This is a genomic window from Segniliparus rugosus ATCC BAA-974 (assembly GCF_000185725.2).
GTDB classification, from domain to species: domain Bacteria; phylum Actinomycetota; class Actinomycetes; order Mycobacteriales; family Mycobacteriaceae; genus Segniliparus; species Segniliparus rugosus.
Map to the genome: position 1 here is coordinate 304,657 of NZ_KI391953.1, position 24,681 is coordinate 329,337.

Here is a 24,681-nt window from a genome sequence, read left to right on the forward strand (position 1 = left end):
TCCACGCGAAGCGTCTTGTGTCACAACGGCAAGGCGATATAAGGATGAAAGATTCTCAAAATCAGATCCTGAGCACGAATGTCCTCACCGGATTCGAGGCTACGACAGACCTCGCTGCGCGGTGCGGTCCCCGCGCCTGGCGGCGCGGCGCTGGCTCAGGAACAGCGCGAAACCGAGCGCGCCCACCACGAGCCCGGCGAGGCATGCTTGGCCCCAGCCCGCCCAATGGCCGCTGATCAGCGACACCGCAAGCCCGACGAGCCAGAGCGCGCTGACCACCACGACGACCGGTATGGGGTCGCGCCACTTGGCGGCGAGCGCCACAGGCTTCGCGCGCTGGGTATTCTCGTTCGCCATGCGTCAACCGTACTCTGCCGATAAGGTCGGCGCATGAGCGTGACCTCGTCCGTCGGCGGCAGGGAAAAGACGTGGGCCGCCGCGATCGACCGTTTCTTCGCCGTCACCGCGCGCGGGTCCAGCCTCGGGGCAGAGCTGCGCGGCGGCGCGGTCACCTTCGTCGCGATGAGCTATATCGTGGTGCTCAACCCGCTCATCCTCGGCGACAAACCGGACGCCTTGGGGCACGTCTTGCCCATCGACCAGGTCGCGGCGGTCACCGCGTTCGTCGCAGGGGCGATGTGCGTGGTCTTCGGATTCGTCGCGAACTACCCGTTCGCGTTCGCCGCCGGGCTCGGCATCAACGCGCTCCTCGCCACCAGCGTGGTCCTCAAAGTCAGCTGGCCCGAGGCGATGGGCCTGGTGGTCGTCGAAGGCCTGCTCATCGTGGTCCTCGGAGCCACCGGCCTGCGCGTGGCGGTGTTCCACGCGATCCCGCCAGAGCTGCGCGCCGCGATTGCGGCGGGCATCGGCTGCTTCATCACGCTCATCGGGCTGGTCGACGCCGGTTTCGTCCGCCGCATCCCCGACTCGGCGGAGACGAGCGTCCCGTTGGGCCTTGGCATCGGCGGGTCCATCGCGAGCCTGCCCACCCTGGTGTTCGCCATCGGGCTGGGGCTGATGGCGGTGCTGGTGGCGCGCAAGGTGCGCGGCGGCATCCTGATCGGCATCGTGGCGATGACGGCCGTCTCCCTCGTCGTGCAGGCGGTGGCCAAGCTCGGACCCGGCCCGAAAGGCTGGGGCCTGACCGTCCCCGTCCCGCCCAAGGCGCTGTTCTCCGTCCCAGACCTCTCCCTGCTCGGCCAGTTCAGCGTGCTCGGGGCGTTCCACCGCATGAGCGTCCTCGCGGCTTCGCTGCTGGTGTTCACCCTGCTGCTCGCGAACTTCTTCGACGCGATGGGCACCATGGCGGGGCTCGGCAAGCAGGCGGGGCTGATGAACCCCGACGGCACGCTGCCGAACCTCGGCCGCGCCCTCACCGTCGAAGGGTTCGGGGCCGTCGCGGGCGGCATGGGCTCGGCCTCCTCCAACACCGTGTTCGCGGAGTCCGCGACCGGGGTCGGGGAAGGCGCGCGGACCGGACTGGCCAACCTCGTCACTGGAGCGCTCTTCCTCCTGGCCATGTTCCTCACCCCGCTCTACAAGGTCGTGCCCGTCGAGGCCGCCACGCCCGCGCTGGTCGTCGTCGGGGCGATGATGATCGGCCACGTCCGCGAGATCGACTTCGCCAAATTCGAGATCGCCCTGCCCGCGTTCTTGACCATCGTGACCATGCCGTTCACCTACTCCATCGCGGACGGGATCGGCGTCGGCTGCATCGCCTGGGTGCTCATCCGGGTCGGGACGGGGAAGGCGCGCGAGGTGCATCCGCTGCTCGCCGTGGTGGCCGTCGCATTCCTGGTGAACTTCGCCGCAGGCCCGATCCAGGGGCTGCTGCGCTAGCTCTTGTGCAGGTCCGGGGGATGCGGTAGCGTGAGCGCCAGCAAGGATTCCACCGGGAATCGAGGGCGGCGGACGAAAGCGGGACGAGGATGGCGATCGACATTGAGAACGCGGACTCCGGGCATGTCGCCGACGAGGTGAACGCCCGCGTCGCCGAGGCCGACCAGGCCGCGCACCGCGCGTACACGGCGGCGGAGTCGCTGGCGAATCTGACGGGCTCGCTCAACTACACCAGCGACCCGATCGGCTCGGACATCCGCCGCGTGGTCGAGTCCGCGATGGGCAACCAGATCGGCGACTTGAACAGCCTCGTCGCGTCGCTGGACGAGTTCCAAGGCCAGATCCGCGCCGCGCAGTCCGCGCAGCAGGGCATCGACGGCGAAGCCGCCGAGAGCTTGGACATGGTGGACCAGAAGATCCGCTAATCGGCTGGTAGGGTCGCCGGTATGGCAGTGCTGCGCAATCCGTGCTTCGGTCGTGCGAAGATTTCCGCCGGAAACGTCCAGTACACGCCCCCGCCGAGCAACAGCGAAGCGGTCCCGTTCCCCGAGATCGACCTGTCCGAGGACTGGCTCAAACGGCTGCGGCCCTCGTTCCTCCCCCTCTACCAGCGCGTCGCCAAGCATCGCGGCTCCTCCGCCGCGTTGGCGGAAGACTTCGAGCGGGCGGTCGCCTGGGCCACCGTGGGGGAGCTGACCTTAGCTTCCGCAGTGTCCACCGGCGAGCCCGTCGGGCTCAGCCAGGGCGGTCCCGAGCACGCCCCGCTGGCCGCCGGATGGGCGTGGAACACCGGCTGGCTCATGGCGGCCCAGGCGCTGCGCGACCGGCTCGTCGGGCCGCAGTTCGACAAGGACCTCGCGCAACGCCTGCAAGAGGTGAAAGACGCCCGCGCGCTGGCGGACTACGAGGCGCGGGGCAAGGCATCGGGCGAGCCCGCCCCGCCCGCAACCCTCGCGGAGCTGGCCGTGCGGTTCCCCCCGGCCCTTGAGGAAATACACCTGCTGGACCCGACTGCCAGCAAAGCGAACCTGACGGAAATCAAACAATTCGAGGCGGCCATCGACCTGATCGTCCAGGCCGAGCCGGATCCGGCTGACCGGTACGCGGCGTTCGTGGACTTGCGCAAGAGCCAGCGCAAGCCCTGGTGGCTCACCGTGCAGTGCGGGTACGCCTCGGACGGCGAGTTCTCCGACCTGCTCTGGGTCGGCGTTGACCTTCTGACCGGCTACATCGCGGCCTGCTCCGGCCAGGGGCAGGCGAGCAGCGGCGACCTGGTCAGCGCCCAGCTCGCGGTCATCGACGTCGCGCGGACGAGGGTGGAAGCGTTCCGCAGCGAATACGGCGCGGGCGGGGTCACCGAATCGGGCCGCGCGTTCGACAAGCACGCAGAGCAGTTCTCCCAGGCCTGGCCGCCCGCGCAGGACAACGACGGCCCGCCCAAGCCCCCCACCGCCGAGGAATGGCTGACCGGCCACCCGGACCAAGAATGGGCGAAACAGGCGCGCGAGGCGTACCAGGAGGCCCGCGCCTCTGGCAGGCTGTTCGTCCCCCGCTGAGCCGGTCACGCAGTAACCCGAGGTTTTGAAATCCACGGGTTGACAGCCTGATCGGGATGGGGGAGGATTGCCGCAGGTGCGTCCGCGTGGGGCGCGTGAGCTGCGGAGGAGATTCAATGGCGACGTTGACGCTCGACGGCCTGCCGAGCCAGTTGCGCGAGGCTGCCGCGCTGATCGACGAGCGGCAGTACTTCTCCCCCTTCGACGAGGACCAGCTCCGCGAACTCGCCTCCGCGATCCGCTCGCGGGTCGTCCCCGAGCTTGCCGAGGTCCAGTCCGGTCTGGCCGCCGCGAAGGCGAAGGTCGACCGTACCGCCGCAGGCGCGTTCCACCAGGGCGCCTACAACGGGTTCGCCGAGCACGCTGAGCAAGCCGGGCAGATCAAAGCCGCCGCCGAGGAGCGCGCCGCCAAATTCGACCGGGTCGCGGACAAAGCGCACGACATGAAGGCGCGGTTCTTCGAGATCGTCGTGACCTACTGGCAGCGGGCACAGTTCTACGGCTGCAAGAACCCGGCCAGCCTGGACGCGCTGCTCTCCTCCAACACGGTCGGGGTCCTGCAAGAAGCGCGCCAAGCCTGGAACGGCGTGGTGGAGCAGTACGTGTGACGACCAGAGCAGCGCTGTTCGGCGCGTTCGCGGTGGCCGTCGCAGCCGCAGGGTGCGCGCATTCCGACAAGTCCGGGACGGCGACCCCAACGCAAGCTGCTTCGACAGCTCCGGCGATCACCTCCTCAGTATCGTCTGCCGACTCGGCTGCCGCGAAGAAGACGTTCTGCGATGTGTACTCGCAGGAGATCCAGAAGGCGGAAGACACGACGGCTCGGTTTGCCGCTGCGTCACGTGGAGATGAGCAGCATCCGCAAACGAACTGGGACGACCCAGATCATTGGTTCAGGGACTCGGCTGATGACGCGAGCATTATCTTCGGCTATGCGGCGGACACGTTGCAGGCGCAGGTCACGTCTTCATTAACCGCTGATTTAGGAGCTAAGGCGAAGGCATTGATAGCTTCAATGCGCAAGCTCAGCGAGCTGTACCAACAGCACGAAGCGGTAGCAACGCTCCGAGAGGAGATGAAGAATGGGTATGCGCCGTCGGCAAATGATATTGACAAGCTGTGTGACCCTAGCTGAACTACCCGTATAGAGCGCTGTGCAGGAGGTGCTGTGCCAGAGTCTCCTAGTGTTGAGGGTCGTGGAGTGGATCGGTACACTCGGGGCATGATCGTGCGATCCCCGCTTCTCGTCGGTGCCGTCGTGGCTCTTACTGCGAGCTTCGGGCTCGCTGGCTGCAACAGGGGCGGGACACCAGGCGCTTCGACCAGCAACAACGCTGCGCCGAGTTCCAGCCAAGCGCCTGCGACTCTGGATGCGGCCGCAGTGAAAACCGCCTCCTGCGCGGTGTTCAACAAGGCGATTGCGAAGGCGCAGACCGCGAATGATGCGTTCGGGCATGCGGTGCAGGATCCGAAGCGTCCGCATGGGCAGTGGAACAAGCCGATGAGCGACGCGGCGGACAACGCTGCGGTGATCCTTGCCTATGTCGCTAAGGATGTCGAGGACAACGCGATCAAGCCGCAGCTCGCCCCTGACCTCGCGGACAAGTTCAAGCAGTTCGTGCAGATCACGCGTGAGCGGGTGACCCTGTACGGCAAGCACGCGGGTGGAGACGAGATCGACGGGAACGCGAAGCCGTACGACGATATCTCCAATCAACTGATCAAGATCTGCAAGTGAGGACGGCGATGCGGACTTTCAGACCAGCAGTGTTCGGCGCGTTCGCGGTGGCCCTCGCAGTGTCCGGGTGTACTCATTTCGACAAACCTGAGGCGATGACTCCGGTTCGGGATGCCTCGACGGGCGCGGTGGTGCCGGTGACGACCTCCTCGGTGTCTCCGGTCGATCCGAACGAGGCGAAGAAGACCTTCTGTGATGTTTACTCGCAGGAGATTAAGAAGGCCGAGGACACGACAACGAGATTTGGAGCTGCGTCCGCAGGGGATGAGCAGCACCCGAATACAAACTGGGATGACCCAGACCATTGGTTCGCAGATATGGCGAATGACGCAGGCATTATTTTTGGCTACGCGGCGGACACATTGCAGGGGCAGATCACCTCATCGTTGCCCGCCGATCTGAGCGAGAAGGCAAAAGCATTGGTCGCCTCCATGCGGAGACTGAGCGATCTGTACGCCAAGCATTCGGCTGTGCGAGATATCAAATCAGAGACCCTTGGCAACTACGCTTCAAGTGCTGATGCTATTGACAAGCTATGCGGTATTTCTTAGCTTCTGATAGGATCGGCCCGTACGACTTTGGATGCTGAGAAGTCGCCAGTATTGCGTATGCAATTGCAGCTTAGGGGCTGGGATCGAGACTAAGGAGCGGCGATGTCAGGTCACGGTGGAGGCATAACTCCTGCCAAATCTCAGGCGGGTGGAGGGGGAACAGTTACCGCGATCAGCGCTGATGCTGAGGGACGGAACGCGAACTGGGCGTTGAATCCGACTAAGGGGATTGGCGGCCATGGCCAGGGCGTAAAACCAGCGAAGGATCGAGAGGCAGACGCTGCTGAAGCCTCTTCCAAAGGGCATGGTAAGGGCGTTGCTCCGGCGCATGATCAAGAGGCAGGCGGCGCTCCTTCGCCCGTCGCCCCCGCGGCGGCGAAGCCCGCCCAAGACAGCAACTACGTCACAGCTTCGACCTATGAGTTCGCCCCGACGACAACGCAGGGCGTTGCAGAGCAAGCGACCCTGAGGCAAGAGTCCCCGACAGGGGGCTATCGGCAAGAAATGGCCAACTTCGGGCAGTTCTCGTCGGCTCCGTCTTTCAACGTTCCATCCGCGCCGTCGGCTCCCGCTCCTTCGTCCGCTGGGTTCCGGTCCTCGGGTCCGACCGGCGGCCCGGCTGGCGCGAACTCGCTGATGAGCAATGTGGGCGGGCCTGCTGCGAACGCGCTCGGGCAGCAGCCTGCGAACCTCAACGCGATCCAAGGCGCGGAGGCCGCGAAGCAAGCTTCGGTCGCCCCGCAGCAAGGATCCGGGCTGAGCCAGGCCCCGCAGCAGCAGGCGACCCCGGTGGCGCAGACGCACAACGCGCCACCGCCGTCCGCCCCCGCGCAGCAGGCTCCTGCCGCCCAGCCTGTGCAGACGGCGCAGCAGTCGGTCGCGGCGCCGTCCGCCGCGACGGCTCCGATGTCGCCTGGCATCCGCGAGGGCGCGCTCCCGCTGCACCAGCAGCCCGCGTCGACCGGCTACCAGGCGATCTCGTCGCAGACGACGCCCCCGGCTCCGCCTGTGCAGCCGGGCTACCAGCAGGTCGCCAGGGGCGTGGACCCGGTGACCGGCTCGTACGCGAACACGCAGGTGCAGGGCGCGAACCCGTACCCGGTGCCGACGCAGGCGCAGGTGTTCCCGTGGCAGGACCGCGACCGCCGGCGCGGGTTTTTGACCGGCGCGCAGTCGGTCGCGGCGTGGTGGGACGAGGCGGTGCGGATGCTGCTCAAGGGCAGGCGCATGCGCGGGGACGACGACGGCTCGATGCTCTCGCGCGTCGCGCGGCTGCTGGTGGCGCCACCCGCCGACGGCGCGCCCGGCTGGGGCTTGATGGACGGCGCGCTGTCCCCGGAGTACGCGTTCGTGTTCGCCCGGCACGTGGAGCTGGGGCCGGTCTGGTACTTCACGTCCAACCAGGGCCCGCAGCTCGCCCCGCTCGCCCAGGACGGCGTGCCGACCGAGGTCAGGCCCGCTCTGGAGTCGTGGGAGGGTGACCGGGCGGAGGCGCTGACGCTGTTCGGGCGGTCCGAGTCCGCGGCGCTGGCCGCGGTCCGGTTCGCGGAGGGCATGCAGCGGCTGAAGAGGCTCGACCAGGTCTACGCGGTGGTCACGACGGAGAAGCTGGGGCTGGACGTCCGCGCCCAGGCTTCGCGGCTGAACGCGAACGTGGCGCTGTCCGAGGACGAGCACCTCGCGGAGACGGTCGTGCTGGACCTGCCGACGGCGACGGCTTCCGTGCCCGGCTTCCAGACGATGAAGCTGGGCGAGACGGCGTGGGCGCATCCGCTCGCGTCGGCGAACCGGAGCCTCTACAACCGGCTGGACCGGCTCGTGAACGCGATCCCGGAGAACGGCGAGCAGGGCTGGGGCGCGCCGCAATGGCGGGCCAACGCGCTGAGCTGGCTGGGTACGGTGTGGATCGAGGCGGCGTTGCGCTCCGCTCCGTCGCAGTGGTCCGCCGGGGCGGTCGGCTGGGGCGCGTTCGTCGCGGCGGTGGCGGACTCGCTCGCGAAGGTGGCCCCCGGCGGGGTGCCCAGGCCCGAGGTGGACACGTTGTGGCAGGCGTTCGACCGGGACGCGAAGGCGTACGCGCCGATGACCTTGCGCTCGGCGCGGGCGTGGCTGATCGGCGACGTCGCCGGGGTGCCTGAGCAGGAGCGCTGGCAGTTGGAGGCCGCGTTGAGCCCGGAGCAGACGCATATCCGGCACAGCCGCGCGGAGTCCACCTTCGACGTCGCGTGGCAGGTGGTCCTCGCGTGGCAGGCCGCGCGGGTGGTCGGCACGAAGGCGTGGGGCGCGGAGGGCAACCCCCCGCAGCACCCGCAGGCGTGGCTCCACGACCTGGGCTACCTCGTGCACAAGCTCAACACGAGCAGCATCGCGGTCGAAGCCCTCGACCAGCTCGACCGCTTCGAGGCGTGGGCGAAGGCGTACGACCCCTACGGCGCGGCCACGATGCCGGACGTGCGCCGCTCCACCACCTAGCCCCGAGCGCGTCGGCGGACCGAGAGGCTTGGAGCATGGCGGAGGCTGTGCGGCCCGAGGCTCCGAGGCGGGGCGGCTTCGGATCGGGCGGCCCGGATCCCACGCCTGAGGAGAAGGCCGAGCGCGAGAGGAACTGCCTGACCGATTGGCGCGCGAAGAACCTCGGCACGTACGAGTTCGGCTCTCCTACGTACTGGGAGATGCACGACTGGGCGATGACCTGGCGCGAGAACGTGGTGCCCCACGCGCGCGACTTTTGGGAGCGGTACGCGGCGCGGCGAGCAGCCCGCGCGCCGCTGTGGCTGCGAAGCCGGGAGGGGACGGGCGGTGCGGCCAGCCCGGAGCCGTCGACATTGCCGCCGTACGACTACAGCGGGGGGCGGGTCTGGTGTGAGGCGGAGAGCCTGCGCGTGTTGGACGCGGTGTTCCACGACGATCTCAAGGAGCCGACGGACAGCCGCTACCTGCGATTGCGCGTGGTGGGTGCGCTCACCCTCGCGTATGAGGAGACGGAGCTGTACTGGGAGCAGCGGCTCGCGGCGTTGGGCTGCGAAAGACGGCTGAGCTGGGAGGACATCCAGGCGCATAGCGCTGCGGCGCTGCGGCTGAGCGCGAGCTGCGTCGCGTTGATGGAGCGGCGGCACGAGCGCGCTGCGGCGCAGATGCGGGCGCTTGGCGGCGGAGCGATCGCGGACTACGTCCAGTCCTGGCGCGAGCACACGCTGCTGGTGCGCAACGCGCGCTCGTGCCTGTGACGGGGGGCTCCGGCCCGTAAGATGGGCGCCGTTATGGTCGAAGAACAGGAACTGCAGGAACAGGAGCCTCAGGCTCAGGAGGAGTTCGAGGACGAGCCCATCGCCCCGGACATGATCCGAGTCGGTTTCGCGCTCGCGCTGTACTCGGCGGCGGTCACGGCGGTGGTGGTCCTCGCGGTGACGCGCGGGCTCTTGGACCTGCAAGTCATGTTCCCCTTGGGCATCGTCCTCGCGCTGGTCGTGAACGTCGGCGTGGTCGCGGGCGTGATGCCCGCGATGCAGGTCTGGCGGCGGACGCCGGTGCTGCGCTGGCTGGTGTGGGGCAGTTGGGCGGGCGCGTTCGTCGGCTGGACGCTCGTGATCGTGCTGGAGATCCTCGACTCGTTCTGAGCGGCCTCGGACGGCGGCCTGCGAGGCCTCGGCTTCAGCTGCCGGAACGGACGCCGAGCAGCACTTCGTCCCACGACGGCAGCGCGGGCTTGCCTCGGCCCTTCTTGCCTGCGGGATGGTTGTCGGCGGGCGGGTGCTCGAGCGCCGGGGCCTCAGGCTGGGCGGGCGCTTCGGGCGAGGCCTGCGGCTGCTCGGCCTTGTGCGGGGCGACCGCGCGCAACGCGGGAGCCTTCTCCGGTTCGAGGATCTCGGCCGCGTGGTCGTCGAGCGCGGTCACGGTCCCGCCGTGCGGTCCGGGGAAGAACTGCCAATGCGCGGCGTTGTGCGAGCGCCCGACTTTCCAGCGCAGCTGCACCACCCACACGCCGTCGCGCCGCCACGCGTCCCAATGCGCGGCCTCCGGGTCGTGGCCGAGGCTGACGAGCCGGGCGGCGACGAGCTGGCCGAGGCTTTGCGTGTGGTCCGAGCGGGACGGGTAGGCGGAGGCGGCGAGCCCGGCGACGCGGGAGCGCTCCAACAGCACCGGCCCCGCGAAGCGGCGGACCCGCTCGACCGCGACGTCCGAGTTCGCGGCGACCTGCTCCACGGTGGCTCCGGCGCGGATCCTGGCTTGGATGTCGCGGGGCGAGAGCATGCCCTCTGCCTGCATGTGGAGCTGTCCGAGCTTGGGGCGGTCCCCGTTCGCGGCCGCGCGCAAAGTCGCGTCCGCCGGCACCGAGAACTGCTCCCCGTCGTGGGCGTCCTCGAGCAGCACGTTCTCCCCGCCTGGTTCGAGGCCGACCACCCGCAACGCGCGCATATCGCCTCCTCAGGTGTCGTTCGGCTTGTCGATGAATCCGCCTCACGGACTCATCTCGACAGAGTAACGCTTCGGTGATCGGATACTCCGCAGACACGCGGAGGGGCGGGATTCGCGGTCTAAGGCGCTTGCTCGTCCCGCGCGAGGTCGTCGCGCAGGCCGGCGAGCCGGGCCGCGGCGGCTTGGCGCAGCGCTTCCTGCTGGGCCGCTTCGTCGGCGGCGGGGTCCGGTCGGGCGAATGCCTCTTCTGCGCCGAGGCTCGCGGCGATCCGCTGGCGGACGTAGTCGAGGGTGGGGAAGCCGTCCGGGGTGTAACCGTCTGCGACGTGCGGGTTCGCCGTAGGATCCGGCTCGGGGCCCGCCGTCCCGGCTTCGACTATTTCTGCTTCGAAGACCTCGGAAAGTTCAGATGGTTCGGGTAAAGTGTCCAGTTCGCGCGCGGGTCCGCCCTCCCCGGCGTTCGCCGTCGCGCGCAACGGGCCGCCCGGACTGCTTTCGGCTTCACAACCGGACAAGCGGTTCTCCTGTTCGCAGCGGGCCAGAACGCGGCTCGCGCAAACTCGGACCACGCGGTCTCCATAGTACTACCGAGGGAAAAAGTGTGAGATGCTGGAGCGTATGACCTGGACCGGTTCTCCGGAGTACCGGCCCTCGCCGATCAGTGGGTGGGGGACGGAGCCTGCTCCTTACGACCAGTCGGCTCCGCCGCCGCGCAAGCCACTTGTGAAGGCTCCGCTGCGGGCCCGGATGGATCCGGCGGGCCTGGAGACCAGGGTGGACCGGGGAACGGGGCGGGCGCGCCAGGCCCGGCGCAAGCAGGGCTGGTTCGGCAGGGTGATGCGGCTCTACGGGTGGCGGGTGTACATGATCCCGGTGCTCGCGGTGATCACCTCGCTGCTGGCGGTGGACGGGTTCCGCCATCACAACACGAGCGCCGCTGAGACCGCGTCGACGGCACGGCGGCACGACGGGCACGCCTTCGGCGAGAAGAGCAAGGGCATCGGCATCCCGATCGGCAATACGCTCTCGGACCGGACGAAGAAGAGCGGGGCTTTGCCGGAAGGCATCGCGTTCACCCAGGCGGGGCAGGGGACGTGGGGAGTCGTGTCCGGCCCCGGCGACCGGTACGGCCCCGGCGACGCGAAAAAGTTCTTCCGCTACACCGTCGAGGTGGAGAACGGCCTTGACCTGGGCCCGCTGATGGGGGTGGACGGTTTCTCCTCCGGGGTGGACAGCACGCTGCGCGATCCGCACAGCTGGATCGGGGGGACGGATCAGATCCCGGGCAGCGAGGGGGACACCTACGCGTTCCAGCGGGTCTCCTCGCCCGAGGAGATCAGCGCGGCGGAGTCCGCCGCGGACGCGGTCGACAAGTATCACAGCGGCGTCGGCCCGATCGGTTTCTTCCGTATCTCGCTCACGTCCCCGGAGACCACCCGGCAGGAGTGCGGCTACGACATCCAGCTGGAGACCTCCTGCTACAAGCCGGAAGACCGGCGCGTTGTGCTGAATTTCGCGCGCTGGGTCCGGGGCGCTATCGCCTTTAGCGGGGATCGGATCGAATACCGCAAGTACATGGTGAACCACGAGGTGGGGCACGCCATCGGCCATCCGAACCACCAGCCCTGCTATACGGACGGCTCGCTGGCCCCGATCATGATGCAGCAGTCGTTCGGGGTGGCGAACAACGACATCGCCGACCTGGACCCCGCTGGCGTCGTGCCGCCGGACGGGAAAGTGTGCAAGCCGAATGCCTGGCCCTACCCGTAAGCCGCAGGGGCCGCGCGGGGGTGAGGAAGAACCGGGGATGAGGAAGAACGCGTCGGCGCGACTATCCTGAGAGGATGCCGTCGCTCCCGCCGTTGGTCCCGCCTGCCGCCGAGCTCACGCCCGCCGAGCGGGAGCGGTATTCGCGGCAGACCATCCTCCCAGAGCTCGGCGAGGACGGCCAGCTCCGGTTGAAGAACGCGAGGGCGCTCGTCATCGGCGCGGGCGGGCTCGGCTCGCCCGTCCTGCTGTATTTGGCGGCGGCCGGGGTCGGGACGATCGCAGTGGTGGATTTCGACGAGGTCGAGCTTTCGAACCTCGGGCGCCAGATCTTGCACGGCCAGGGGGACGTCGGCAGGCTGAAGACGCAGAGCGCCGCCGACCGGATCGCGGACCTCGGCCCGCAGACGCGCGTCGAGCAGATCCGGGAGCAGCTGACCTCGGAGAACGCGGCGGACCTTTTCCGGAAATACGACCTGGTGATCGACGGTTCGGACAATTTCGCCACCCGGTACGTTGCGAACGACGCCGCCGCGCGGACAGGCAAGCCGTACGTGTGGGGCTCGATCCACCGGTTCGCGGGCCAAGTGTCGGTGTTCTGGGCGGCGGCTCCGGACGGCAGGGGGATCGACTACCGGGATCTCTACCCCGAGCCGCCCGCAGAGGGCTCCGTGCCGAACTGCGCCGAAGGGGGCGTGCTCGGCGTGGTCTGCGGCGTGGTCGGCTCGCTCATGGCGGCGGAGGCCGTCAAGCTGATCACCGGAGTCGGCGAGCCGCTGCTCGGCACGCTGCTGCTCTACGACGCGCTCACCGGCCGCACTCGGACGGTCGCGGTGCGCCGAGACCCGGACCGGGCCCCGGTCGCCCTGGTGGAACCCGTCGCGGCGCTGCCGCCCCGGCCAGCGCCGCCGCGTTCGTTGCGGCCGGGGGAGCTGGCGGAGCTGCTCTCCGGCGAACGCCCGCCCACGCTCGTGGACGTCCGCGAGGACTCGGAATGGGCGCGCGGCCACATCGCGGGGGCGAAGCACATCCCGCTCGGGCGGATCGAGGCGGCGGCCAAGGCGGGCGAGATCCCCGCCGGCCGCATGGTCGTGGTCTACTGCGCGCTCGGACCCCGCTCGGCCCACGCGGCGCGGCTGCTCAAAGCTTCCGGCGTGGACGACGTCGGCGAGCTGAAGGGCGGCCTCGCCGCCTGGGAGGCCGCGCAATCGGGCTGAGAGGGGCGGTCTGCGGCGCGGCGCTGACGGTGTGATGACAGTTTGCTAACACAATTCGTGTCTTCTTCCAGCGGGCGGACGCCGGGAGTACGGTCGATTCAGCGCGACGACTGCCCCGTATGTCGGAAGCGAATCGGGGCGCACTCTGAAGACAGCGTCGTCGAGACTGCGTCGTCGAAGCGCGTGATCGAGTAAAGACGTCCGTTCCGGAAGGTGGCGAATGATGCACAGGAGTCGCACAGTCGAGGTGGTCGGATGAGCACGGCCTTCGAGCTCGACACCGTCTCGCCGCCCTCCCATGTGGTCTCGGCGTTCGGCCTGGAGTCCGCCGCCGTCGCCCCGCTCGGCTCCACCACGTTCCGATACGGCGACGTGGTGCTCTCCGCGGCGGGCGACCCCGCGCGCGCTGGGTGGTCCGCCAGAGTCCGCGAAACCCTCGCGCCCGCCGGGTTCCGGGTGGCGCGACCGGTGCGTTCGAGCGACGGGCGGTACGTCATCTCCGGCTGGCGCGCGGACATGCACGTCGAAGGCAGCGCGCAGCCGAGGTACGACGAGCTTGTCGCGGCTTCGATCCGGCTGCAGCCCGCGTTGGCGGGCTTGGCCCGCCCGCGCTTCCTCGTCGGACCGGTGGCGGTGCCGCTCATCGAGTCGGACGTGTACCTCGTCGCGGACCGCGCGGCGTGGGAGCCCGACCCTTCCCGCTACCTCGCCGGGGCGGCGAACTGGCCGGGCGGTTCGGAGCTCGTCGAGCACCAAGACCAGGTCTTGGCCATGTTCCGGGCGCTGACCCCGTTGCGCGAGCCGGTGAACCTGCCGAACCAAGTGGTGCACGGCGACTTGCTGGCGACCGTTGTCTTCCACGGCTCGGCGGATCCGGGCGTCACCGACCTCGTCCCGTACTGGCGGCCTGCGGTCTGGGGGACCGCGCTTGTCGTGGTCGACGCGCTCGTGTGGGGCGACGCGGATCCGGCGTTGCCGGGCCGATGGGCGCACCTGCCCTCGTTCCCGCAGCTCATGCTGCGCGCGCTCTTGTTCCGGCTGGCAGTGCATCTGCTGCACCCGCTCGCGACCGAGGCGACGGGCAAGCGGCTGGGCCGGGCGGTGGACATCGTCCGCGCCTTCTTGTAACGCGGGCTGGGCCTGCTCCGAGCGTTCAGTGCGTGGTGATCTGCGCCTGCTCGTAGTCCAGCAGGGCGGTCAGGATGTCGCTCATGATCTGGAACGCGGCCTCGTCCTGCCCCGCGATCACGGTTTCCACCAGCGCTTGATAGCGCGCACCGAGCGGCAGGGTCTTCCCCGCGTCGAACCACTGCTTGCTCTGGGCGATGAGCGTCGGCACCAGCGAGTCGTACACCTGGAGGTACACGGCGTTGTGGCCTGCGGCGACAATGCCCCGTCGCAATGCGACGACCGCGTAGGCGGCGACTTCGTGGTCCGGCGAGTCGATGTGTTTCTCTTGCTCGGCGAGGAGGAAGCGGAGCTGTTCGACGTCCTCGGCGGTGCGTCTGCGGGCGGCGAGCCGGGCCGCGGTCGTCTCCAAAGCCAGACGGAGTTCGAGGATGTCGTAGAGTTCGGCGCGGGAGAAGCACCGGTCCAAGGCCCCGTCGAACTCGGACGCGCTGATGACGTACGTGCCGGAGCCTTGTCTGCGTTCGAGCATCCCTGCGTGCACCAGTGCCTGCACCGCTTCGCGCACGGTGTTGCGCGAGGCCCCGGTGAGTTCGGTCAGCTCGGTCTCGTTGGGGATTTTCTCGCCGACTTGCCAGCGGCCGCTATGAATTTCATCACTGAGCAGGGTGATGATTTGGTCGATGAGACCAGATCGGGCCACAGTTCGCACTCGACTCTCCTCAGTTCTTCCGGTCGCCGGAGCGGGGATCCGGATGAAACTCGTTCGAGTTCATCAGCAGATCATCCTATGATTGTCCATCATGGTGACTCGCGGCGCTCGGCAACAACAAGGCCGCGAGTCTGAAATCACAATAAACCATGATCCCGCTCGTGTCCGCGCAGTTCGCGGACGGGCGATCGTCTTTCTCGCGATCGTCTCCTCCGCGCTCACTTTGCGGATGGCGGTCACCTCGCTGACGCCGCTTCTGGGCGGGCTGCAGAACGAGCTCGGATTCTCCACCACGATGATGGGCGTGTTCGGGATGGCCCCGGTGGCCATGTTCGGCCTCGCGGGCTTCGTCACGCCGCTTTTCGTGCACCGAGTCGGCGTGGAGCGCCTCGCGCTGATCGGCACGGCGGTCACATTCCTCGGCTTGCTCGGGCGCGGGTTCGCGGTCGGAGCCTGGGACGAGCTGTGCTGGTACGGGCTCGCCCTTGCGGGGATGGGGATCGGCAACGTCGTCACGCCGCCGCTGGTCAAGCGCTACTTCCCCGACCGGATCACGAAAGTGAGCACCTGGTACACGCTCGCGGTGCAGCTCGGGGCGGTGATGCCGCCGGTCATCGCGGTGCAATTGCAGCAGCAGCACGGTTGGCGCTTTTCCCTCGCCTCGTGGGCCGTCGTGCCGCTCCTGGTCCTTCCGTTGCTCGCGATCGTGGTCGTCCGCAGCCGGGGCGCGCCCGAGCGCGTCGGCTCGGAGGCGGCCTCCCGAGTGCCGTTCCGGGCGCTCACCGGCTCGAAACTTGCGTGGGGCATGGCGGTGCTCTTCGGCGTGACGAGTCTGAACTCCTACGCCGTGATGACTTGGCTGCCCAAGCGGCTCGCCGCTGTCGGCGTCCCCGCCGAGCAGGGCGCGCTGATGCTCGCCTTCTACTCCGTGATCGGGATCGCCGGGCCGCTGGTCGTCGTCCCGCTGCTGGCCCGAGTGCCCAATCCATTCGTCTTCGTGCTCGTCGGGGGGCTCTGCCATCTCGTCGGGTTCGCCGGGCTGTTGTGGTACCCCACGTCCGGCACGGTGCTGTGGACGGTCTTCGTGGGCCTCGGGCCGATCACGTTCGCGATGAACCTCACCTTGATCGGCATGCTCACCCGCTCAAGCGAGCACGCGGCGGCGCTCTCCGGCTTCGCGCAGGGCTTGGGCTATATCGTGGCGATCACCGGGCCGTTCCTCTTCGGTGTGCTCTACGCCCTGACCGGGGGATGGGCCGCTTCGTTTGGCTTCCTCGCCGTGATGACGGTGGTCGGGATGGCCGGCGGATGGTTCGTCTGCCGGGGCGGTTACGTCGAGGACGAGATCGCCGCGCGCCTGCGGGGCTGAGGCCGCGCCTGCCCGTCATCCGTCTCATTTCTGCCGCCTGGGCGCTGTGAGGTTCCTTTGACGGTTCGTTGACTCCGTGAGACTGGCGGCGCAACATCGGGCTTTTAGCGTGATGGCGTTCCCACGGCCACACGCACAGAGGAGTCCGAGATGACCACCGTAGCGCTCGAGGCGGGCTCGGCGCAGTCCGCGAGCCGAGTAGAAGTCCTTCGCGATTGGGATCCGGAGGACTCGGCCCTGTGGGAGGCGGCGGGCAAACAGATCGCCGCGCGCAATCTGCTGTGGTCGGTCGTCGCCGAGCACATCGGCTTCTCGATTTGGTCGATCTGGTCGGTGATGGTCCTGTTCATGGGCCCGGAGTTCCACATCAACCCGGCGCAGAAATTCATGTTGGTGGCGGTGCCGACGCTGGTGGGCAGCGTCCTGCGCGTTCCATACACCCTCGCGCCCGCGAGGTTCGGGGGCAGGAACTGGACCGTGGTCTCGGCGCTGCTGTTGTTCATCCCGGCCCTTGCCGCCTTGTGGGCGATGACGGCCAAGCCGAGCTTCGGGGTGATCCTGCTCGTCGCGGGGCTCGCGGGTCTCGGCGGCGGGAACTTCGCCTCCTCCATGGCCAATATCAACGCCTTTTACCCGCGCAGGCTCAAGGGCTGGGCGCTCGGGCTGAACGCGGGCGGCGGGAACATCGGGGTCGCGGCGATCCAGCTCGTCGGGCTCCTGGTCATCTCGGTCTGGGGCAACAAGCAGGCTTCGATCGTGTGCGCGGTCTACCTGGTGCTCATCGCGGGGGCTGTGGCGGGGTGCGCGATCTGGATGGACAACCTGCCGCGCCAGCGCGCGAGCTTCCGGGACCTCACCGCCTCGATGCGGCACTTGGACGCGTGGCTCATCTCCCTCCTGTACATCGGCACGTTCGGCTCGTTCATCGGGTACAGCTTCGCGTTCGGCCAGGTGCTCAACCTGAAATTCACCGGATCGGGCGAAACCGCCGCGCACGCCGCGCTGCACGCCGCAGAGCTGACCTTCCTCGGCCCGCTCCTCGGATCTCTCTCGCGTCCGGTCGGCGGCCTGTTGGCGGACCGGATCGGCGGCGGGAAGATCACGGTCGGCGTGTTCGTCGCGATGCTCGGCGCGGCAGGATTGGTGATCGCGCAGAGCAGTATGGGGGCGCAGGGCAGCTGGACGCTCTTCTTCGCCGGGTTCATCCTGCTGTTCGTCCTCTCCGGCGTGGGCAATGGCTCGGTCTACAAGCTCATCCCAGTCGTTTTCGCCCGCAAAGCCGCCGAGGCCGACGGGCTTTCCGCCGACGAGCAGACGGAATGGTCCCGAGCCATGTCGAGTTCCCTGATGGGGATCGCAGGTGCTATCGGCGCGCTCGGCGGCTTCGGCATCAACCTTTTGCTCCGGGCCTCGTACGGTTCCGCCGCGCACTCGGCGACCATGGCCTTCGAGGTGTTCGCTTCGGTCTATCTTGTGTTCGCTGCGCTCACCTATATGCGCTACGTCCGCTCCGGCCTCTGATCCTGGGTTCCCCAGGATCAGCAGGGGATCGCCGCACGGATCGGGCTACTCGTTCCCCCGGGCTTTGCGAAGCAAATCCCACGGGGTCAGCGTGCCCGGCGTGCCCGGATGGTGACGACCGGCGGAGATGAAGCCGGAGTCTTCCTCGTCCGGCCTCTGCGGCTGGGGCTCGCGCTCTTGCGGCTCGCGCTGCGGTTCGGCTTGGCGCGCCGGTTCGCTCTGCGCGGGAGACGCGGGCTGCGTCTCGCTCGGGGCGGGCGCGCGCAGCGACTCCTCCGCCGCCGCGCGGTACGCCTGCGAGGTTTGGCTGGTCTCCCGCTGAGGGGCGGGGGCGCCTCCTGTCCGCAGCGATTCTTCTGCGGCCGCGCGGTACGCCTGGGCTTTCTCTTTGGCTTCCCGCTGGGAGGTGTAATCGCCTGGTGCGGCGTCCCAGGCGGCCGGGGAAGGGTCGCCTGGCGTGGCGGAGCCCCACGCGGACTGAGGAGCGTCGCCCGGCGTCGCGCCCCACGCGGAGGGAACGGGTTCCGGCGGCTGCGCGCCCCATGCGGGAGCCGGGGCTTCCTGCGCGGGCGTGGTCCATGGCGACGGGAAAGGATCCTGCTGCTGGCCCCAGGCGGCGGCGGGCTGCGCGGGAGCCGGCTGCTGCGGGGCCTGCGGCGTTCGCGGCGGGGCGGGCGGCACGTCGTGCGTCAGCCAGTACTCCTGCTGGTCGATCGGGCCTTCGTCGTCGATGACGTAGATCGGCTGCGTCGGGGCGGAGTCCCCGAATTTCGCGAACGGATCCGGCTCGGGGAGCGGGCCGGGGGCCGACTGCTGCGGCCCGGCTTGCTCCCCCCAGCCCTGCGGGCGCTGGGTGTGCACGACGCCAGGGGCTGTCGCCGAGGCGGAGGCGGCGGCTTCGGCGATGAGGTGCCGCTCGTCCGGCAACTCGATCTCGCCGAGGCCGAGGCGCTCCTGGAGCCGCTTCATCCAGTGCGGAGCCCACCAGTTCTCGTCCCCGAGCAGCTTCATCGTGGCCGGAACGAGGATCATCCGGACTGCGGTGACGTCGATGAGCAGCGCCGCGATGAGGCCGAAGGCGAGATACTTCATCATGACGAGGTCCGAGAATCCGAACGCCGAGGCCACCACGAGCAGGACGAGCGCCGCCGCCGTGATGACCCGGCCGCCGCTCGCGGCGCCTTCGCAGGTCGCGTCTTCGGTGGACAGGCCCCGGCCTCGTGCCTCGACCGTCCTGGCGAGGAGGAAGACCTCGTAGTCCGAGGACACCCCGTACACGAGGGCGACGAGCAGGGCGAGCACCACGGCCATCAGCGGATACGGCGTGAAGTTCAGCAAGCCCGAGCCGTGGCCGTCCTGGAAGATCCAGGTGAGCACGCCGAGGGTGCTGCCGAGCGAGAGCACCGACAGGATCACGGCCTTGATCGGCAGCACGACGGAGCCGAAGGCGAGGAACATCATGATCGTGGTGATGACGACGAGCAGGAGGCCCATCAGCGGCATGCCCGCGAAGACGGCGTCGATGCTGTCCTGTTCGAGCGCCGGGGTGCCGAAGACCCAGACGGTCGGGCCAGACGGGGTCTGGATCTCCCGCAGCCGTTTCACCGCCTCCGCGGCGGTCCCCCGGTCGATGAGCCCGTTCTCCGCGACGGCCACGCCGTCGGTCCGATGGGACGGGTCCGGATGCGCGGCGTCGGGGAAAGCGAAGTGCCCGGTGAAGCCGGGGATCTCGTTCGCCTTGCTCGCGATGTCGTAGAGCTGCTGCTGGTCGCCGCCGATCACCATGATCTTCAGCTGCTCGGTGCGCTCCTTCGGGAAGTACTGCTCGAAGTGGTCCAAGCCCAGGCGGGTCGCGTTGTCCGGCGGCAGGTACTTCTCGCTGATCCCGGCGAACTGGATGTTGAGCGCGGGCAGGATGAGCAGGACGAGGAACGCGATCACCGGGACGATCAGTTTGACCGGGTGGTTCATCACCCAGGCGGAGAGCTTGCCCCAGAAGCTGTCCATCACCTGTTCCCGGCTGCGGGTGCGCTTGAAGTAGCGCATGAGCGGCAGGTCGGCGATGAAGTTCAGGCGCAGGAAGCGCAGGATCGTGTCCAGGCTCAGCGCGTCCACCCTCGGCCCGAGGACGGACAGCATCGCGGGGAGGACGGTCAGGGAGATGAAGGCCGCGAACGTGATCGAGATGCCGCATGCGTAGGCGACCGACCGCAGGAAGCCCTGCGGGAAGAGCAGCACGCAGGCGATGGAGACGACCACCAAGAGGGCCGAGTACGCCACGGTGCGGCCGGAGGACTGCACCGTCCTGCGCACCGCGACGCCGGTGGGATAGCCCTCGGAGAGCTCTTCTCGGAAGCGGCTCACCATGAAGAGGCCGTAGTCCACGGCGATGCCGAGGCCCACCAGGCTCACCACCGGCTGCGCGAACGCGCTCACGTCGGTGAACTCGGCGAGGATCTTCATCAGGCCGTAGCCGCCGAGGATGGCGAGGCCGCCGACGATCGCGGGCAGGGCGGCGGACACCACGCCGCCGAAGACGAAGAACATGATCAGCGCCGTGAGCGGGACGGCGATGATCTCCATCCGGAAGACGTCTTTGCCCATCGTCTCGTTGATCGAGTCGGTGACCGCGAGCAGGCCCGTCACCTCGACCTTCGCGCCGGGGACGGAGAAATTGAACTCCTTGCTCACCGCGCGGTAGTTGGCGACGCGCTCGGTGTCGTCCTTGCCCGCGATGCCGATGCTGACGAACGTGTGCTCGCCGTCCGGGCTCTCCAGCCGGGATTTGATCGCGGGGATGGCGGCGGGGGCGTGGCCGTCCGGCGTGGCCTGCGGCCAGGTCTGCGGGGCCGCGTGGTTCCATCCGCCCCAGAGGCTGATGATGTCGACGGTCTTGTCGGCGTGGTCCTGTTTGATCTTCGCGAGCTGGTGGAACACCGCGTCGGCGATGGCCGGGCTCTCCACGGTCTCGCCTTTTTCCGTGGTGCTGATGAGGAGGATGACGTCGGACTTGGTGTCTTTGCCGAACTTCTCGTCCGCGAGGCGCGAGGCGCGAGCAGACTCGCTGCTGTCGTCGTACCAGCCACCTTGGGTGAGGTGGTCGCCGAGGTCGATCCCGTAAATCCCCAGCGCGACGAAGATCGCGGCCATCACGGCGATGACCGGGTATCGCGCCCGGTGGACAAAAGCTCCGATGGCTCCGAACAAGTCTGTGTGCTCCTCAATCGTTTCCGGGCTCTGGTGCGGAGCCCGTGGTTCGCCGGCAGACGACGAACTCGGTCACCGCGCGGCCAGCCCGCTGCGCTCGCGCCTCGAATGCCGTGGTCGGACGGCTCGGCACGGAACGCTCCGCTGGCAAAGCCGCAAGGCGCGGCTCGTCGGCCAGACTGCCAGCTATTGCCTCAGCATAGTTCGCGTCATCGGTCGCAACGTGCAGGACACCGCCGACACAGAGGCGTTCGGCGATCTGCGAGACGGTCCAAAGGTTGACCAGACGGCGTTTGTGGTGCCGTGTTTTCGGCCATGGGTCCGGGAAAAGCACCCGGACCATGGCCACCGAGCCAGGGGCGATCCGGTCGAGCACCCCTGTCGCGTCGGCGCGCAGCAGCCGGACGTTCGGCACGTCCCGCTCCTCCAGGAACTGGAGCAGCTGGGCGAGTCCTGGCTTATAGCGCTCGACCCCGACGATGTTGTGGTCGGGCAGCTGCTCGGCCAGGGAGACCGTCGCGGCTCCGTTGCCGAAACCGATGTCGAGGACCAGCGGCGCTTCGCGGCCGAACCACTCGGCGAGGTCGGGGAGGAAACCTTCCGGATCGCCTTCGACGATCCGATGCCCCAATCGAGGCCACGACCGGTCCCACACCTCTTGCAGCGCGGGGGAAAGCGTGCCTCGGCGGCCGACGGTGACGGCAACGGGGCGGCGGGGGGTTTGCGCGGTCATAGACCTACTAGTGTGCCGGATCCGGGAAGGGTCGTGCGCCGTGGCGCGCCTTGATCTTTGCTAGAGTGCCCGTCAGGCATGTGGAGCGCGCCTGGGGTTGGGAGCGCCACGTCCCTATGGAGCTAGGAGCGGCGATGACGAACGGACTCCCGAACGGGGGAGGCCAAGGGGGGAGTTTCGCCAGCTCTCGGGAGGCGGGTCCGGGCGGACAGGGGGCATGGGGGGCGTATCGCTGGTCTTCGTACGGGGAAGCCTCGGCCCTGGTCTCGTCGTTGCGCTCGGCGGCAGAGCGGGCGGGCGCGAGGGAGGCCGCCGCGGTGGACGAGCTCGCGAGGACGATTTCAGCCCCGATCCGCGTCGCGGTGAAAGGCCGCGAGGGGGTCGGCAGGTCGAAGGTCGTGCAGGCGCTGGCCCCCATGCTGGCGCGGGAGCTGCATTTCGTCGAGTCCGACCTCGGGCAGAGCCAAGACCCGCCGGAGATCGTCTTGCACGTGCTGGCCGCCGCCGCCAGGGGCGCGGACAAAGACGCCAGCAAGGCCGTGGACAACACGATGGCGTGCGGACTGCTCAATAAATGCGACACGATCTCGATCCCTGGCGACGCCGGGCTGTGGGACCAGGCGAGCGAGGCCGCCGCGCGGTCCACGAGGGAACTCGGCTATCCGGTCTTCCCCGCGGTCGCCTTGCTGGCGACCGCCGTGGTGGACTCGCAGATGTTCGGCTGGCTGCAGAGCATCGCGGACGCGGACGAGACGACCCCGCCTTCCGCGGAGCTGTTCCTCGGGGCGGGGCGGAACTCCCCGGTGGGGACGGCGGAGCGCGAACGTCTGGTGCGGGAGATCGGGATCTACGGGCTCTACTGCGCGTTCGGCGCGTTGCGCCTGGACTCCTACCGCACCCCCGAGGCGTTGACCGCCATGCTGCGCGGGCTCAGCGGCTTCGGCCCCTTCCTGCCGTGCCTGCAGAGCCTCGCCGTGCGGGCTCGGGCGCGTCGGATCAGCGAATTCTTGGCCAAGATGGAACAAGCCGCCGACCTCGGCGTGTTGCGGGACGAGATCGAGACGATTCTGGCGGGAGCGCCGGTCGCGCGGCTGCGCATGGACGCGGCCCTTGGCAGCGGCGTGCTCGGCGAGTCCGACGTCGCGCTCGTCGCGGACAGGCCGGCGGCTCCGCGCGTGGCGCTGGGAGAAGCGCTCCGCTTCCGCCAGCTCGGCGCGCGCCTGGCCGATCCTCGGGCGGCGGGTTTGGCGTGGGACCTGCATGTCGGTTTCCTGCGGTTGTGGGCAGAGGGCGCGCGCTCGGGCAGTTCGGCATGAGCCCGGACAGCCTCGAGGTGGGCCCGGACCGAAACGACGCGCAGGAGGATTGGCCCGCCCGCGCCCGCTCCGTGCTGCGCAGGCTGCGGCCCGATCTCGTGTTGGAGCGCCCGACGCCAGCGACGGGGCCGATCGCGGTGGTCGGAGCGGCGGGCAGCGGGAAGACCGAGCTGATCGCCGCGTTGCGGGAGGAATCGCCCGATATCGAGGTCCGCGAGGTCAACGAGGCCGATCTCGCGTCGTTCGCCCTTGTCGAGGCGAAAGCCGCGCTGGTCGTCCTCGACGCGGGGGCTCCGGTCGACGAGACCGACCTCGCCGTGGTGAAGGCCGTCACAGGCCGGGTGCACCACATCGTCTTCGCCGTCACGAAGATCGACGCGTACGAGGATTGGCGGGGAACGCTCGCGCGGGACGCGCAGGCGCTGGAGGACCTCGGCCCGAGGTTCGCGTCCGTCTTGTTGCACCCTGTTTCCGCCCGGCTGCACCACTTGGCGATGAACACGCACGATCCGTTGCAAGTGCGACAGTGGAGCGCCGCCTCCGGCCTGCGCGAGCTTGCGGCGGACCTGCTGCGGATCGACAGCGTCAGCGTCGAGGCGCGCACGCGGCAGAATTGGCTGCGCTACCTCGACCGGCAGCTCTCCGAGGCGGGGATGCGCGCGCAAGACCCCGCCGAGGAGGAAGCGCTGTCGGCCGAGCACCGCCGGGTGCTGCGCGAGCGCACGCAGGAGCATCGCAATCAAGACGCAGGGCGGACCGAGCGGCGCGACATGCTGCGCAGCCAGCTGCAGCTGGCGCGGGTGGACCTCGCGGTCGAGCTCAACTCGCTCGCCCGGTCCACCTCCGCGCAGGTCAGGGAGAGCGCAACGAAGGCTTCCGGGCGCCAGCTGAAGAATCTCATCGAAGTCGTCAAACCGAAGATCCTCGAACTCGACCAGAAAGTGGTCGAGTCGTGCCAGGCGCGGATCTCGGCGATCAGCTCGGCGGTGCTCGGCCGGACGGATCTGCGCGCGATCTCGCTTTTCGCCCAGCCCGAGCTGCGCCCCCCGGAGCACCTGGACCCGCCGAAGTTCGGCTCGTGGGGCATCGAGGATTTCGTCGTGGTCCTTCTGGGAGTCTCGGCGGGCGTCGGCCTCGGCAGGATCGCCGTGCTGCCGTTCCAACGGGTGCCCGGCCTCGCGGCGTGGAGCGTGCCCCTGGTCGCTGTGCTCGGCTTGGCCATCGCGATGGCCATCGTGTCGATCCGCAGGCTCTCGTCGGGCAGACAGCAGGCCGCGGCCTGGGTCGCCGAAGCTGTGGCCTACCGCCGAGGCCAGCTCGAGCAGACGATCACAGCGGGGTTGCTGCACGCGGAGACGGAACTCACACAAGTGCTCGACGATGTCTTCGCCAGGCAGCGGATCCGGAGCGAGCAGCGGATGGACGAGCTCGAACAGCAGGCCAAAGACATCGCGGAGCGGCTGGCCAGGCTGCGCTCGCAGCGGCAGCGGGAGCGCTCGGAGATATTCACGATCCGCAAAGGTTTGGTCGCGCTCGCGAACTCCGCAGATCAACGCGCCTAGCCCAATCCGGAAAGCCGGAACGGCTCGCGGTTGCCCCGTTCGCTGGGAG

At 68.7% G+C, this 24,681-nt stretch carries 23 protein-coding genes; 17 read left to right on the plus strand and 6 right to left on the minus strand.

Annotation, left to right across the window (positions count from 1 at the left end):
* Window positions 1-99 precede the first annotated feature (99 nt).
* Window positions 100-357, minus strand: coding sequence for a DUF2530 domain-containing protein (locus HMPREF9336_RS01500; protein ID WP_007472021.1), 258 nt, complete (start codon window positions 355-357; stop codon window positions 100-102).
* Window positions 358-390: 33 nt separating this feature from the next.
* Between HMPREF9336_RS01500 and HMPREF9336_RS01505 the strand changes: the two genes are divergently transcribed.
* The 10 genes from HMPREF9336_RS01505 (at window position 391) to HMPREF9336_RS01550 (ending at window position 9,301) form a co-directional block, all read left to right on the plus strand.
* On the plus strand, window positions 391-1,839 hold the full coding sequence (locus tag HMPREF9336_RS01505) for an NCS2 family permease (protein ID WP_007472019.1): 1,449 nt from the start codon (window positions 391-393) through the stop codon (window positions 1,837-1,839).
* 89 nt (window positions 1,840-1,928) lie between these two features.
* Window positions 1,929-2,264, plus strand: a complete 336-nt coding sequence (locus HMPREF9336_RS01510; RefSeq protein ID WP_007472017.1) for a type VII secretion target — start codon at window positions 1,929-1,931, stop codon at window positions 2,262-2,264.
* A 21-nt stretch (window positions 2,265-2,285) separates the two neighbouring features.
* A complete protein-coding gene (locus tag HMPREF9336_RS01515; protein WP_007472016.1) occupies window positions 2,286-3,395 on the plus strand; it encodes a hypothetical protein in 1,110 nt (369 codons plus the stop codon).
* A 116-nt stretch (window positions 3,396-3,511) separates the two neighbouring features.
* Window positions 3,512-4,003 carry a hypothetical protein gene (locus HMPREF9336_RS01520; protein WP_007472014.1) on the plus strand — a complete coding sequence of 164 codons (492 nt, stop codon included), beginning with the start codon at window positions 3,512-3,514 and terminating at the stop codon, window positions 4,001-4,003.
* Entirely contained in the window at window positions 4,000-4,530 is a 531-nt protein-coding gene (locus HMPREF9336_RS01525) for a hypothetical protein (protein WP_021029910.1), read from the plus strand. The genes HMPREF9336_RS01520 and HMPREF9336_RS01525 overlap by 4 nt, the downstream gene beginning before the upstream one ends.
* Window positions 4,531-4,617: 87 nt before the next feature.
* Window positions 4,618-5,133, plus strand: coding sequence for a hypothetical protein (locus tag HMPREF9336_RS01530; RefSeq protein ID WP_156920262.1), 516 nt, complete (start codon window positions 4,618-4,620; stop codon window positions 5,131-5,133).
* The gene (locus HMPREF9336_RS01535; protein ID WP_040584538.1) at window positions 5,130-5,684 is read left to right on the plus strand and encodes a hypothetical protein; all 555 of its coding nucleotides are present in this window, start codon (window positions 5,130-5,132) and stop codon (window positions 5,682-5,684) included. The genes HMPREF9336_RS01530 and HMPREF9336_RS01535 overlap by 4 nt, the downstream gene beginning before the upstream one ends.
* Window positions 5,685-6,188: 504 nt before the next feature.
* Window positions 6,189-8,156: a hypothetical protein gene (locus HMPREF9336_RS01540; RefSeq protein WP_040584540.1), complete on the plus strand. Its 1,968-nt coding sequence runs from the start codon at window positions 6,189-6,191 to the stop codon at window positions 8,154-8,156.
* Window positions 8,157-8,191: 35 nt separating this feature from the next.
* Entirely contained in the window at window positions 8,192-8,911 is a 720-nt protein-coding gene (locus HMPREF9336_RS01545; protein WP_021029912.1) for a hypothetical protein, read from the plus strand.
* Window positions 8,912-8,944: 33 nt separating this feature from the next.
* Complete coding sequence (locus tag HMPREF9336_RS01550) at window positions 8,945-9,301, plus strand: DUF2537 domain-containing protein (RefSeq protein ID WP_007472006.1); 357 nt, start codon at window positions 8,945-8,947, stop codon at window positions 9,299-9,301.
* A 34-nt stretch (window positions 9,302-9,335) separates the two neighbouring features.
* Here the strand turns inward: HMPREF9336_RS01550 and sepH are convergent, their stop codons facing one another.
* Window positions 9,336-10,100, minus strand: coding sequence for a septation protein SepH (gene sepH / locus HMPREF9336_RS01555; protein ID WP_007472003.1), 765 nt, complete (start codon window positions 10,098-10,100; stop codon window positions 9,336-9,338).
* A gap of 119 nt (window positions 10,101-10,219) precedes the next feature.
* Window positions 10,220-10,615: a hypothetical protein gene (locus tag HMPREF9336_RS18765; RefSeq protein WP_021029914.1), complete on the minus strand. Its 396-nt coding sequence runs from the start codon at window positions 10,613-10,615 to the stop codon at window positions 10,220-10,222.
* 91 nt (window positions 10,616-10,706) lie between these two features.
* On the opposite strand from HMPREF9336_RS18765, the gene HMPREF9336_RS01565 reads away from it, so the two are divergent.
* From HMPREF9336_RS01565 to HMPREF9336_RS01575, 3 genes are all read left to right on the plus strand, one after another.
* A complete protein-coding gene (locus HMPREF9336_RS01565) occupies window positions 10,707-11,870 on the plus strand; it encodes a DUF3152 domain-containing protein (protein WP_007471999.1) in 1,164 nt (387 codons plus the stop codon).
* Between the two features lie 74 nt (window positions 11,871-11,944).
* Complete coding sequence (moeB, locus tag HMPREF9336_RS01570; protein ID WP_021029915.1) at window positions 11,945-13,084, plus strand: molybdopterin-synthase adenylyltransferase MoeB; 1,140 nt, start codon at window positions 11,945-11,947, stop codon at window positions 13,082-13,084.
* A gap of 255 nt (window positions 13,085-13,339) precedes the next feature.
* Entirely contained in the window at window positions 13,340-14,212 is an 873-nt protein-coding gene (locus tag HMPREF9336_RS01575; protein WP_007471995.1) for a TIGR02569 family protein, read from the plus strand.
* A gap of 25 nt (window positions 14,213-14,237) precedes the next feature.
* On the opposite strand, the gene HMPREF9336_RS01580 is transcribed toward HMPREF9336_RS01575, so the two are convergent.
* Window positions 14,238-14,924, minus strand: a complete 687-nt coding sequence (locus HMPREF9336_RS01580; protein ID WP_007471994.1) for a FadR/GntR family transcriptional regulator — start codon at window positions 14,922-14,924, stop codon at window positions 14,238-14,240.
* A gap of 91 nt (window positions 14,925-15,015) precedes the next feature.
* Between HMPREF9336_RS01580 and HMPREF9336_RS01585 the strand changes: the two genes are divergently transcribed.
* Both HMPREF9336_RS01585 and HMPREF9336_RS01590 read left to right on the plus strand, forming a co-directional pair.
* Entirely contained in the window at window positions 15,016-16,293 is a 1,278-nt protein-coding gene (locus HMPREF9336_RS01585) for an MFS transporter (protein ID WP_007471993.1), read from the plus strand.
* A gap of 150 nt (window positions 16,294-16,443) precedes the next feature.
* Window positions 16,444-17,814 (plus strand): nitrate/nitrite transporter, encoded by a 1,371-nt coding sequence (locus HMPREF9336_RS01590; protein WP_007471992.1) that lies wholly within the window; start codon window positions 16,444-16,446, stop codon window positions 17,812-17,814.
* Window positions 17,815-17,859: 45 nt separating this feature from the next.
* On the opposite strand, the gene HMPREF9336_RS01595 is transcribed toward HMPREF9336_RS01590, so the two are convergent.
* Both HMPREF9336_RS01595 and trmB read right to left on the minus strand, forming a co-directional pair.
* Window positions 17,860-21,021, minus strand: coding sequence for an MMPL family transporter (locus HMPREF9336_RS01595; RefSeq protein WP_007471991.1), 3,162 nt, complete (start codon window positions 21,019-21,021; stop codon window positions 17,860-17,862).
* Between the two features lie 13 nt (window positions 21,022-21,034).
* Window positions 21,035-21,754, minus strand: a complete 720-nt coding sequence (trmB, locus tag HMPREF9336_RS01600; protein ID WP_007471990.1) for a tRNA (guanosine(46)-N7)-methyltransferase TrmB — start codon at window positions 21,752-21,754, stop codon at window positions 21,035-21,037.
* A 134-nt stretch (window positions 21,755-21,888) separates the two neighbouring features.
* Between trmB and HMPREF9336_RS01605 the strand changes: the two genes are divergently transcribed.
* Window positions 21,889-23,070, plus strand: a complete 1,182-nt coding sequence (locus HMPREF9336_RS01605; RefSeq protein ID WP_021029917.1) for a hypothetical protein — start codon at window positions 21,889-21,891, stop codon at window positions 23,068-23,070.
* Window positions 23,034-24,632 (plus strand): P-loop NTPase family protein, encoded by a 1,599-nt coding sequence (locus HMPREF9336_RS01610; RefSeq protein WP_007471988.1) that lies wholly within the window; start codon window positions 23,034-23,036, stop codon window positions 24,630-24,632. The genes HMPREF9336_RS01605 and HMPREF9336_RS01610 overlap by 37 nt, the downstream gene beginning before the upstream one ends.
* The last annotated feature ends 49 nt before the right edge of the window (window positions 24,633-24,681 follow it).